Source organism: Oceanicola granulosus HTCC2516 (assembly GCF_000153305.1).
Classification (GTDB): domain Bacteria; phylum Pseudomonadota; class Alphaproteobacteria; order Rhodobacterales; family Rhodobacteraceae; genus Oceanicola; species Oceanicola granulosus.
In genome coordinates this window covers 63,717-74,770 of sequence record NZ_CH724107.1, presented here as the reverse complement: position 1 = coordinate 74,770, position 11,054 = coordinate 63,717, and the positions used below count along the sequence as shown (strand labels likewise).

The 11,054-nt window shown below is 72.7% G+C and carries 11 protein-coding genes and 1 pseudogene; 2 read left to right on the top strand and 10 right to left on the bottom strand.

Features of this window, described 5'->3' with window-relative positions; genetic code table 11:
* Window positions 1–334, top strand: a pseudogene (locus OG2516_RS20585) (hypothetical protein); the annotation flags it as partial.
* Between the two features lie 67 nt (window positions 335–401).
* Here the strand turns inward: OG2516_RS20585 and OG2516_RS00390 are convergent.
* From OG2516_RS00390 to OG2516_RS00345, 10 genes are all read right to left on the bottom strand, one after another.
* Window positions 402–761 (bottom strand): hypothetical protein, encoded by a 360-nt coding sequence (locus tag OG2516_RS00390; RefSeq protein WP_040615220.1) that lies wholly within the window; start codon window positions 759–761, stop codon window positions 402–404.
* Between the two features lie 14 nt (window positions 762–775).
* A complete protein-coding gene (locus OG2516_RS00385; protein WP_007253598.1) occupies window positions 776–1,162 on the bottom strand; it encodes a DUF6497 family protein in 387 nt (128 codons plus the stop codon).
* On the bottom strand, window positions 1,159–1,506 hold the full coding sequence (locus OG2516_RS00380; RefSeq protein WP_040614855.1) for a hypothetical protein: 348 nt from the start codon (window positions 1,504–1,506) through the stop codon (window positions 1,159–1,161). The genes OG2516_RS00385 and OG2516_RS00380 overlap by 4 nt, the downstream gene beginning before the upstream one ends.
* Before the next feature lie 61 nt (window positions 1,507–1,567).
* Complete coding sequence (locus tag OG2516_RS00375) at window positions 1,568–3,100, bottom strand: acyl-CoA carboxylase subunit beta (RefSeq protein WP_007253596.1); 1,533 nt, start codon at window positions 3,098–3,100, stop codon at window positions 1,568–1,570.
* A 74-nt stretch (window positions 3,101–3,174) separates the two neighbouring features.
* Window positions 3,175–4,956, bottom strand: coding sequence for an SLC13 family permease (locus tag OG2516_RS00370; protein ID WP_007253595.1), 1,782 nt, complete (start codon window positions 4,954–4,956; stop codon window positions 3,175–3,177).
* Complete coding sequence (locus OG2516_RS00365; protein WP_007253594.1) at window positions 4,953–5,897, bottom strand: DMT family transporter; 945 nt, start codon at window positions 5,895–5,897, stop codon at window positions 4,953–4,955. The genes OG2516_RS00370 and OG2516_RS00365 overlap by 4 nt, the downstream gene beginning before the upstream one ends.
* The gene (locus OG2516_RS00360; protein WP_040614854.1) at window positions 5,894–6,709 is read right to left on the bottom strand and encodes a TIGR00282 family metallophosphoesterase; all 816 of its coding nucleotides are present in this window, start codon (window positions 6,707–6,709) and stop codon (window positions 5,894–5,896) included. The genes OG2516_RS00365 and OG2516_RS00360 overlap by 4 nt, the downstream gene beginning before the upstream one ends.
* Window positions 6,710–6,779: 70 nt before the next feature.
* Window positions 6,780–7,220 carry an SRPBCC family protein gene (locus OG2516_RS00355; RefSeq protein ID WP_007253592.1) on the bottom strand — a complete coding sequence of 147 codons (441 nt, stop codon included), beginning with the start codon at window positions 7,218–7,220 and terminating at the stop codon, window positions 6,780–6,782.
* Between the two features lie 58 nt (window positions 7,221–7,278).
* Window positions 7,279–8,496, bottom strand: a complete 1,218-nt coding sequence (locus OG2516_RS00350) for a multidrug effflux MFS transporter (RefSeq protein WP_040614853.1) — start codon at window positions 8,494–8,496, stop codon at window positions 7,279–7,281.
* A 211-nt stretch (window positions 8,497–8,707) separates the two neighbouring features.
* Complete coding sequence (locus OG2516_RS00345; RefSeq protein ID WP_007253590.1) at window positions 8,708–10,042, bottom strand: cytochrome-c peroxidase; 1,335 nt, start codon at window positions 10,040–10,042, stop codon at window positions 8,708–8,710.
* A gap of 134 nt (window positions 10,043–10,176) precedes the next feature.
* Here OG2516_RS00345 and OG2516_RS00340 point away from each other — a divergent pair, with 134 nt between their 5' ends.
* Window positions 10,177–10,872, top strand: coding sequence for an ImuA family protein (locus OG2516_RS00340; protein WP_007253589.1), 696 nt, complete (start codon window positions 10,177–10,179; stop codon window positions 10,870–10,872).
* The last annotated feature ends 182 nt before the right edge of the window (window positions 10,873–11,054 follow it).

Genomic DNA, 11,054 nt, shown 5'->3' with positions numbered 1-11,054 from the left:
GCACCGCGGCTTTCCCGGCCGGCTGCCGGGAACCGACTTCCAGTTCACGATCCGCCGCGCCGCCAAGGAGGTGGCGACGAAGCTCGTCGCCCGCGAGCGCTACGCCGACCGCAAGCCGGCCGACCGCCGCGCCGACGAGGGATTTCTCTGGGCGCTGAAGGAGCATTTCGGCGACGAGCCGTTCGTGCGCGGCAACCTCGACGCCGGCCGCCTGAGCTGGCTGTTCGGCCGCGAGGTGGTGCCGGCCGAGGACCCGTTCGACCCGCAGAGCTACGACGCCCTGCTGCGCGTCGACCTCGCCCGCGCGCAGGCCAGTTTCCCGCAGATCTTCGACCCGGACTGGCCCCGTAGGCCGTGCCTCAATCCGGCCCGGATCGCCCACAGCCGGGCTGAAGCCCGGCCTACGGGGCCCAGTCCGGGTCGAAGATCTGCGGGAAACTGGCCTGCGCGCGGGCGAGGTCGACGCGCAGCAGGGCGTCGTAGCTCTGCGGGTCGAACGGGTCCTCGGCCGGCACCACCTCGCGGCCGAACAGCCAGCTCAGGCGGCCGGCGTCGAGGTTGCCGCGCACGAACGGCTCGTCGCCGAAATGCTCCTTCAGCGCCCAGAGAAATCCCTCGTCGGCGCGGCGGTCGGCCGGCTTGCGGTCGGCGTAGCGCTCGCGGGCGACGAGCTTCGTCGCCCCCTCCTTGGCGGCGCGGCGGATCGTGAACTGGAAGTCGGTTCCCGGCAGCCGGCCGGGAAAGCCGCGGTGCTTCACCATGTCGTCGCGTGGCATCAGAAGCCGGCCCAGACGCAGGTGCCTTCGTCGATGCGGAACACCTCGAAGAACTGCGTCGCGGTGCTGTCGCGCTCGCCGAAGGCGACCTCGCGGTCGGACATCGCGATCACGACCTCGGCCGCGCTCCAGGCATTGGCTGACAGCGCGGGCAGGATCACCCCCTCGCAGAGCCAAGGAAAATCGGCCTGCACCTCGCCGTAGCTCAGCCCCGCCTCCTCGGTGACGGCGATGCCGGGGGCGAGGAACAGGAAGCGCGCCATCCTCGTCTCGTCCTCGAGCACCACCTCGTAGAGTGTCACCACCTGCCCCGACGGCGCCTTGATCTCGGCGGCCGCCAGCGGCGCCGCCCAAATGGCCGCGCCCGCGATCAGCGCACGTTTCATCGTCCTCTCCCCGCATGACGCGCCCAGCGCGCCCGGTTGTCCCGGTCCTCGAGCACCGCCGCGATGGCCGCCGACGCGCCGGGCGGCACCGCGCCGTCGACCTGCCCGCCCGCGACCAGCCGCAGCCCGTCGCCCTCGGCGTGCACCTCGATCACCGGCGAAAAGCCCCGCACCCGCTGCAGCGCCCGCCAGACGTCCTGGCGGACCTGGCGGGCGAGGCGCAGCCGCGGCATCGCCGCGAGACGCGTCTCGGCGGCGACGTCCATCCGCGCCGGCATGCGCCGCGCCAGCACGAGCGTGTCGCCCTGCCGCACCACCTGCCATCTCCTGCCGCGCCCGCTCATCCGCGCCTCCGCCCGTGTCGGCCGCAAGCTACCGCTCCGCCCGGCCCGACGGCAAGGGCGCTCAGAGCGGAATGTTGTCGTGCTTCTTCCACGGATTGCTCAGCCGCTTGCCGCGCAGCATCGCGAACGCCCGGCAGACCCGCCGCCGCGTCGAGCGCGGCTGGATCACCTCGTCGACGAAGCCGCGCTCGGCGGCGACGAAGGGGTTGGCGAAGCGGTCCTCGTACTGCTTCGTGCGCGCCGCGATCTTCTCGGGCTCGCCGAGTTCGGAGCGGTAGAGGATCTCCGTCGCCCCCCGCGCGCCCATCACCGCGATCTCCGCCGTGGGCCAGGCGTAGTTGACATCGCCGCGCAGGTGCTTGGAGGCCATCACGTCGTAGGCGCCACCATAGGCCTTGCGGGTGATCACCGTGACCTTCGGCACCGTCGCCTCGCCGTAGGCGAAGAGCAGCTTCGCCCCGTGCTTGATGACCCCGCCGTATTCCTGCCCCGTCCCCGGCAGGAAGCCGGGCACGTCGACGAAGGTGAGGAGCGGGATCTCGAAGGCGTCGCAGAAGCGCACGAAGCGCGCCGCCTTGCGGCTGGCGTCGATGTCGAGGCAGCCCGCCAGCACCATCGGCTGGTTCGCCACCACCCCGACCGTCGAGCCCTCGAGCCGGATGAACCCGGTGACGATGTTCTTCGCGAAGTCCTCCTGGATCTCGTAGAAGTCGCCCTCGTCGGCGACCTTCAGGATCAGCTCCTTGATGTCGTAGGGGGTGTTGGCGTTGTCGGGGATCAGCGTGTCGAGGCTCTCCTCGATCCGCTCGACCTCGTCGAAGAACGGCCGCACCGGCGGGCGGTCGCGGTTGTTGAGCGGCAGGAAGTCCACCAGCCGCCGCACCTCGGCGAGCGCCTCGACGTCGTTGTCGAACGCCCCGTCGGCGACCGAGCTCCTGCGGGTGTGGGTGGTGGCGCCGCCGAGCTCTTCGGCGGTGACCACCTCGTTGGTGACGGTCTTCACCACGTCGGGGCCGGTGACAAACATGTAGGAGCTGTCCTTCACCATGAAGATGAAGTCGGTGATCGCCGGTGAATAGACCGCGCCGCCCGCGCAGGGGCCCATGATGACGCTGATCTGCGGCACCACGCCCGAGGCGAGGATGTTGCGCTGGAACACCTCGGCGTAGCCCGCCAGGCTCGCCACCCCCTCCTGGATGCGCGCGCCGCCCGAATCGTTGAGCCCGATCAGCGGCGCGCCGTTCTGCAGCGCCATGTCCTGGATCTTGCAGATCTTCTGGGCGTGGGTCTCGCTGAGGGAGCCGCCGAAGACGGTGAAATCCTGGCTGTAGAGGTAGACCATGCGGCCGTTGATCGTGCCCCAGCCGGTGACCACGCCGTCGCCGGCGGGACGGTTCTGCTCCATGCCGAACTCGGTGCAGCGGTGCGCGACGAACATGTCGAACTCCTCGAACGAGCCCTCGTCGAGCAGCAGCTCGATGCGTTCGCGCGCGGTCAGCTTGCCCTTGCCGTGCTGCGCCTCGATCCGCGCCGCGCCGCCCCCCGCGCGCGCCACCGCGCGGCGTGCCTCGAGCTCCTGCAGGATGTCCGTCATGCCTCTCCCCTCCTTGCCCCGGTCGGCCAACCCTATCCGCCCCGCGCCGCCGACTGAAGGGGCCGCGCGCGCGGCTAGAGCGGCCAGAAGACGGGGATCGCCAGCGACACGATCACCGCCAGGCTCAGGTTGAGCGGCAGGCCGACCCGGACGAAGTCGGAGAAGCGGTAGCCGCCGGGGCCGTAGACGAGGGTGTTGGTCTGGTAGCCGATCGGGGTGGCGAAGGCGGCCGACGAGGCGAACATCACCGCGATCACCAGCGGCCGCGGGTCGAAGCCGAGCGCGTTGGCCAGCCCGATGGCGATCGGCGTCATCACCACCGCCACGGCGTTGTTGGAGACCACCTCGGTCAGCGTCGTCGCCAGCAGGTAGACCGCCAGGATCACCGTGAAGTCGGGCAGGTTCGTCAGCCAGGGCGCGATCGCCTCGGCCAGGAGCGCCACGGCGCCGGAATGGTCGAGCGCCGCCCCCACCGCCAGCATCGCGAAGATCAGCGCCAGGAGCCGGCCCTCGATGAACTCGAACGCCTCGTCGGCGTCGATGCAGCCCGTCACCAGCACGATCGCAACCGCGATCACCGCCAGCGCCAGGATCGGCGCCACGCCGATGGCGGCGAGCCCGACCAGGCCGATCAGCGCGCCCACCGCGATCGGCGCGTGGGCCCGGCGGAAGGCGCGGGCCGAGGGCTGCGAGACGTCCACGAGGTCCATTTCCGCCGCCAGCCGCTGGATGTCGGCGGGCGCGCCCTCGAGCAGCAGCGTGTCGCCGACCCGCACCACGAGGTCGTCGATGGCGCGGCCGATGTTCTGGTTCCTGCGGTGCACGGCGAGCACGTAGACGCCGAAGCGCCGCCGCAGCCGCAGCGCGCCGAGGGTGCGGCCGACCATCTTGCAGCCCGGGGTGATCAGCACCTCCACGGTCTGGGTCTCGACCGCCGAGAGCTGGTCGACGCGGCGCAGCTCCTTGTTGCGCTGCAAGGACAGCAGCTCGGTCATCGCGGTGCGCAGCACCACCCGGTCGCCGACCTGCAGCTCGACCCCCTGCAGCGCCCGGCGCAGCGACTGGTCGCCCCGGATCACGTCGACGAGCCGCACGCCCTCGCGCTTGAACAGCTGCACCCCGGTGACCTCGCGACCGATCAGGTTGCTCTCGGGCGGGATCACCGCCTCGGTGAAGAAGCGCATCTTGGAGCGGTCCGACAGCAGCGTCGCCATGCTGTCGCGGTCGGGCAGCAGCCGCGGCGCCACGAACAGCAGGTAGAGAAAGCCCCAGGCGACCACGATCAGCCCCAGCGGGGTGATCTCGAAGATGGTGAACGGCTCGAGCCCGAAGCGGCGGCCGACGCCGTCGACGAGCAGGTTGGTGGAGGTGCCGATCAGCGTCAGCGTGCCGCCCATGATGGCGGCGTAGCTGAGCGGGATCAGCAGCTTGGAGGCCGACTTGCCGAGCGTCCGGGCGAGCTGGACGATGACCGGGATCATCACCACCACGACGGGCGTGTTGTTCATGATCGCCGAGGCGAAGATCACCGCCAGCAGCACCGCCGCCACCGCCAGCGACGGGTGCGAGCGGGCGTAGCGGTCGGCGAAGCGGGTCAGCGCGTCGAGGCTGCCGGTGCGCACCAGCGCGCCCATGATGATGAACATCGCCGCGATGGTCCACGGCGCCGGGTTCGACAGCACCGCCAGCCCGTCCTCGTAGGGCAGCACCCCGCAGACCAGCATCAGCGCGCTGCCGGCGATGGCGACGACCTCGGTGGGGAAGGTCTCGCGCATGAAGGCGAGGAACATCAGTCCGACGATGACGAGGGTGAGGATCGCTTCGCCCGTCTGGGAGAGCTGGAGGTAGTCTGTCATGATGTCCCGTCGGCAGGCCGACGCTCATCTTGCAGGGCGGCGGCGGGCGGCGCAAGCGCCGGCTTGCCGCGCGGCTGCACGAGCGCGATCCCCGCCAGCATCGCCGCCAGCGCCGCCCAGACCCAGCCCGAGTAGCGCTCGCCCAGCAGCAGCATCGACCACAGCACGCCGAAGCCGGTGACGAGGTAGGCGACCTGCGCCGCGAACGTCGCCCCGGCGCGCCCGACCAGCCAGACGTAACCCGCGTAGACGAGGGCGTGGATCGTCGACAGCGCCACCACCGCCTGCGCCGCCGGCGTCAGCGGCCAGTGCGGCGCGATGAACTGCCCCGAGCCCAGCGCCAGCGGCAGCGCCAGCACCGCGCCGATCAGCGAAGCGGTGAACAGGGTCTGGATCGGGCCCAGCCCGGCGGTGCCGAAATGGGCCACGATGTTGCCCTCGAGCGCGTAGCAAAGCGGCGCGAACAGCGCGAGCGGCAGGAACAGCGCCAGCGCCGGGTCGGGCAGCGACGTCTCGGGCAGCGCGATCAGCGCCACCCCCGCGAGGCCGAGCCCGATCCCCGCCAGCCGCGCCGCGCTGAGCCGGTCGTTGCCCAGCGCGAGCGCGATCGGGAAGGCGAAGAGCGGTACCGCGGCCACGGCGATCGACACGATCCCGGCCGGCAGGTGGAAGGCGGCACGGTAGCTCGCCGCGTTGGGCAGCAGCGAACCGGTGAGCGCGATGGCGAGGCAGGTCAGCAGCGCCCGCCGCCCCGGCCGCACCGGGCGGCGGCGCAACAGCTGCAGCGCGCCGAGGATCAGCGCCCCGAGCGCGAGCTGCCAGAAGATCAGCCCGAAGGCCCCGTAGCCGTCGCGCACCGCGATCTTGGTGAGCGGCATCGTCAGCCCCCAGCCGGCGCCGAGGACGAGGAGCACGGCCGTCAGGCCGAGCGTCTCCCTCACCGCGGCCCCGCCGGCGCCAGCCGACCGCCCTGCCGCACCGGCAGCGCCACCTGCGCCTTGCCGGTGGCGTCGTCGGTCTCGACGTAGAGCCCCGCGAGCGTCGCCTCGCCCGAGGCCGGCTCGAAGCGGCCCTTCGGCATGCCGGTGATGAAGCGGCGCAGCGGCTCGGCGGGGTCCATCCCGATCACCGAGAGGTAGTCGCCGCACATGCCCGCGTCGCTGAGATAGGCGGTGCCGCCGGGCAGCACCATCGCGTCGGCGGTGGGGACGTGGGTGTGGGTGCCGACGACGACGCTCGCGCGCCCGTCGCAGAAATGGCCCATCGCCATCTTCTCCGACGTCGCCTCGCAATGGACGTCGACGAGGCTTGCCTGCACCATGCCGCCGCGCGGATGCGCCTTGAGCACCGGCTCGAGCGCCGAGAACGGATCGTCGAACGGCCGCTTCATGAACACCTGCCCGAGCACCTGCGCCACCAGCACCTTGCGCCCGCGCCCCGCGTCGAAGATCCCGTGGCCCCGCCCCGGCGCGGCCTTCGAGTAGTTCAGCGGCCGCACGATCCGCGGCTCGCTCTCGCAGTAGCGCAGCATGTCCTTCTGGTCGAACGCGTGGTCGCCGAGCGTGACGACGTCGGCTCCCGCCTCGAACAGCAGCCGCGCGTGGTCGGGCGACAGCCCCGCGCCGTTGGTGGCGTTCTCGCCGTTGACCACCACGAAATCGAGCCGCCACTCCGCCCGCAGGGCCGGCAGGCCCTCCACGATCGCGGTCCGGCCCGCGCGTCCCATGACGTCGCCAAGAAAGAGAATACGCATGTGCGCCGGTTACCAGCCCCGCCCCCGCGCGGGAAGAGCGAGTCTCACCTCCGGATCCCGCGGGCTCCGCCTATCCCTCGACCTGCGCCTGGAACCGCTCGAAGAACTCGTCCGCCATCTTCCGGGCGAAGCCGCCCACGATGCGGTTGCCGAGCTGCGCGAGCTTGCCGCCGACCTGCGCGTCGACGTCGTAGGTCAGCTCGGTGCCGCCCTCTACCTCGCGCAGCACCACGTTCGCGGCGCCCTTGGCGAAGCCGGCGACGCCGCCCTTGCCCTCGCCGACGAGCCGGTAGCTCTCGGGCGGGTTCAGGTCCTCGATGCGCACTGCGCCCTTGAAGGTCGCCTTCACCGGGCCGACCTTCTGCTTCACCACCGCCTCGAAGCCATCCTCGACGTTGCCGCTCAGCTCCTCGCAGCCCGGAATGCAGGCCTTCAGCGTCTCGGCGTCGTTGAGCCTGGTCCAGACCGTCTCGCGGTCGGCGGCGATGGTGCGGGTGCCGGACAGTTCCATGCTGGGTCTCCTCTTTTTGCCGACTTGTGCGGCAGCGGGCGCGGCTTGTCCATGCCGCTCAGGCGAGCCCGAGCCGGCGCTCGCGGCGAATCACCAGCAGGATCGCCAGCATCGAGGCCAGCGACGTGCCCAGCATCAGCGCCTGCAGCGGCAGCGTTCCGGTGCGGGTGCTGAGCATCGCGCCCGCCGCTGCCGACAGCGCCGCGCCGCCGCCGATCATGATCGCGCCGCCCAGCCCGCTCGCGGTCCCCGCCAGGTGCGGGCGCACCGACAGCTGGCCGGCGGTGGCGTTGGGCAGCGTCATGCCGTTGCCGAGGCCGAGCGTCGTGCAGAGCCCGAAGAACACCAGCGGCGCGTTGATCCCGCCGAGCGTCAGCGCCAGCGACAGGCCCATCCCCGCGCTCGCCACGGCGGTGCCGACGAGCGCCATCCGGTTGATCCCGGCCCGGCGCGAGAAGCGCCCCGAGATGCCGTTGCCCACCGCGTAGCCGAGCGCCGGGCAGCCCAGCGCCAGCCCGGTCTGCGCCGCGCCGAGCCCGAAGATGTCGCCCGCCACGAACGAGGCGCCGCCGAGATAGGCGAAGAACGCGCCGCTCGCGAAGGCCATGCAGAGCGTGTAGCCCCAGAAGCGCGGCGAGGTGAGCAGCTCGGGGTAGGTGCGCACCTGCTCGGCGAAGCCCACCCCCTCGCCCGCCACCGTCTCGCCCTGGTCCGCCGCCACCAGCGCCAGCACGCCCATGCCGGCCACGAGCAGGAACACGAAGGTCGCGTGCCACCCGAACAGCTCGTCGAGCAAGCCCCCCACCACCGGGCCCAGCATCGGCACCAGCGCCATCCCCATCGTGACGTAGCCGATCATCGACGCCGCCTCCTCCTGGGGCACCATGTCCCGCACGATCGCCCGCGACAGCGCGATCCCCGTCACCACCGCGCCCTGCAGCATCCGGAACAGCAGGAACGTCCCCGCGCTCTGCGCCATCAGGCAGCCCAGCGTCGCCGCGAGGAAGATCGCCAGCGCCCCGAGCACGACCGGCCGCCGCCCGAACCTGTCCGAGACCGGCCCGATGACGATCTGCAGCAGCGCCGTCGTGGCGAGGTAGCCCGAGACCGCGAGCTGCATCACCGCGTAGTCGGTGTCGAAGTACTGCGCCATCACGTTGAGCGACGGCAGGAAGATCGACATGTTGAGCGCCGACAGCCCCGAGACGAGGATCAACGTGGCGACATGTGGCGGGGTCGTCCGGTCGAGGAACCGGATCTCGGGGACAGCTGTCATGGCGCGACCTTAGCCACGCCCGCCCCCTTGTCCATGCCGCCCGCACCCACATCCTTCCCGCCCCCCGCGCACGCACCACGTCACCCGCCAAACCGCCCATACCCGCGCCGCCCGCCGCCGCACCCTTCCCGTTGCGCGCACCGCCCCCCACCTCTGTCCTGCAAATATCCCCGCTGGAGGCTCCGCCCCCTCCGCCCGCGCCGCCGCCGGGCTAGCGCGGCCGCGGCACCTCCAGCCCGCTCGGCACCGCGTCGGGCACTCCGAGCCGGCCGGTCCGCGCCACCGGGTCGGTGAGGCTGTCGAGGAACGCCACCAGCGCCGCCACCTCGTCCGCGTCGAGCGTCACCGGCGTGCCCGCGTAGGCCGCCGCCAGCGCGGCGCGCTCGGCCGCATCGTCGAGCACCCGCCAATCCTCCTCCTCGAGCGCCGGCAGCACCGCCTGCGCCCGCTCGTACGTGTCGAGGCCGGCGGGCGGGTCGGCGTGGTGGCGGATGTAGGCGGCGAGGTCGCCGTAGGCGCCGGCGTGGCCCCACGGCCCGGTGAGGGCGACGTTGCGCAGCGAGGGCGTGCGGAAGCGGTAGGCGTCGGCGGCGTCGCCGGTGACGCGCATCCGGCCGACGTCGCGGGCGTGGTCCTCGAAGCGCCCCTTTTTGCCCGGCCCAATCTGCACCTCGCCCATCGCGTGGAAGCCGTGGTCGGTGAGGAACGGCCCGGCGTGGCAGCCGCCGCAGCCCGCCTCGCCGTAGAACAGCGCCGCCCCGTCCGCCGCCGCCGCCGCCAGCTCGGCCTCGCCGCGCAGCCAGGCGTCGAAGGGCGCGGTGTCGGAGCGCCACTCGAAGGCGACGAAGGCGGCGATGGCGTTGGAGACGTCGGCGAACCCGATCTCGTCGGGCGCGAGCCCGTAGACCGCCTCGAACCGCGCGGCATAGGCCGGGATGGCCGCCACCCGGCGCGACAGCAGGTCCCACGCGCCGCCGGGGCCGGTGATGATCCCCTGCCGCACCGCGCGCGAGACGTCGTTCTCGGAATAATGCCCGGCCATCTCGTCGCCGCTGAGCACCGGGAACATGGTCTGCGCGGCGAGCACCGAGGCGAAGCCCTGCTCCATCTCCGCGCCCATCGGCGTGCGCAGCCCCGTCGGGCGCGTCGGGTCGGCCTCGATGCGGCCGTCGTGGAACAGCACGGCGAACTCGCGCGCGCCGAGGTTGAACAGCCCCGTGGCGTTGCGCGGGATGCGCTCCTCGGGGAGGTTGTCGGGGTCCGCCATCCGCTCCGGCCCGAGCCCGCGCCCGCCGTCGCCGAGCCCGAGCGACAGCCCGTCGGAGGTGCCGAAGGCGGGGTGGTGGCAGGTGGCGCAGGCGACCTCGCGGTTGCCCGACAGGATGGGATCGTAGAACAGCAGCTGCCCGAGCTCCGCCTCGGCGCGGTCCACCGGCGCGTAGTCCGCCTCCGTCACCGCCCGCGGCTTGCCGGGCACGTCCGCCACCGCCGCCGCGGCCAGGGCGGCGAGGGCGAGCGTCCCGGCGGCCAGTCTGCCTGCGCGCATGTCTCTCCCCTCCCTCCTCCGGGTCCGGCGAAAAGACTTCCCCGACGCGCGGGAAAGCGCAACCGGCATTTGACGAATCCCCTGGCCGCTCCTAGAACAAATGAAGAACATCCAGTCCCACGAAAGGAGTCCAGGTGCAGTGCGCCCCGCCGCCTCCGAAAACCCCGGCCGAGCTGCTGCGCAGCCGTGCTACGGCCGCCCCGCCGGACGCCACCCTGTCGGAAGTCTTCGCCGAGACCGCCGTCGACGGGGCGGCGACGGGATTCGTCCTCGCCCATGTCAGGCCGGGCAAGCCCGTGCTCTGGGTACAGGACCGGCTGTCGCGGCGGGAATGCGGCGTGCCCTACCTCGCGGGCTTCGCCCGCCAGGTGGAGGTGCTGCGGCTCGACGTGTCGCGCCCGGTGGACGTGCTCTGGGCGCTGGAACAGGGGCTCGGCTGCCCGTCGCTGGGGGCGGTCGTCGGCGAGGTCTGGGGGGACCCGCCGGCGCTCGACTTCACGGCGACGAAGCGGCTGGCGCTGCGGTCCGAGGCGCACGCGGTGCCCTGCTGGCTGTTGCGGCGCGCGGCGCAGCCGGCGCTCAGCGCGGCGCGCGAGCGCTGGCGGCTGGGCTCGCTGCCCTCGGCGAGCGATCCCCACGACGCCCGCGCGCCGGGCATGGCGCACTGGCGGGCGGAGCTGTTCCGCTCGCGCTTCCGCCCGCCCACCACCTGGGTCGCCCGCTATGACCGCGCCCGTCACCACATGGCGCTCGAGCACCCGATGGCGCTGCGCACCGCCGCGCCCGAAGCGGCCGAGGCGGCCGTGGCCCCCGGCGCCGCCACGGGCTGAGCCCGCGCCCCGCCCCGCCGGCACGCGACGAAGGCGCCCGGGCTGATGCGGACCAAGGACAAGCTGCCGGTCCTTGCGCTCCACCGGCCCGCGCCCCCCAGATCGCCCGCTCCCGTGGCCCCGCCGCCGCCCGCCCCGGCGCCCGCGCGCGCGCCCGCCCCGCCGCCCGAGCCCCGGGCCGA

Coding starts and splice junctions, on each gene's coding strand:
- OG2516_RS00380 (WP_040614855.1), bottom strand. CDS start 1,506: ATGAGCGGGCGCGGCAGGAGATGGCAGGTGGTGCGGCAGGGCGACACG.
- OG2516_RS00390 (WP_040615220.1), bottom strand. CDS start 761: ATGGTGAAGCACCGCGGCTTTCCCGGCCGGCTGCCGGGAACCGACTTC.
- OG2516_RS00345 (WP_007253590.1), bottom strand. CDS start 10,042: ATGCGCGCAGGCAGACTGGCCGCCGGGACGCTCGCCCTCGCCGCCCTG.
- OG2516_RS00375 (WP_007253596.1), bottom strand. CDS start 3,100: ATGACGGACATCCTGCAGGAGCTCGAGGCACGCCGCGCGGTGGCGCGC.
- OG2516_RS00350 (WP_040614853.1), bottom strand. CDS start 8,496: ATGACAGCTGTCCCCGAGATCCGGTTCCTCGACCGGACGACCCCGCCA.
- OG2516_RS00370 (WP_007253595.1), bottom strand. CDS start 4,956: ATGACAGACTACCTCCAGCTCTCCCAGACGGGCGAAGCGATCCTCACC.
- OG2516_RS00355 (WP_007253592.1), bottom strand. CDS start 7,220: ATGGAACTGTCCGGCACCCGCACCATCGCCGCCGACCGCGAGACGGTC.
- OG2516_RS00360 (WP_040614854.1), bottom strand. CDS start 6,709: ATGCGTATTCTCTTTCTTGGCGACGTCATGGGACGCGCGGGCCGGACC.
- OG2516_RS00385 (WP_007253598.1), bottom strand. CDS start 1,162: ATGAAACGTGCGCTGATCGCGGGCGCGGCCATTTGGGCGGCGCCGCTG.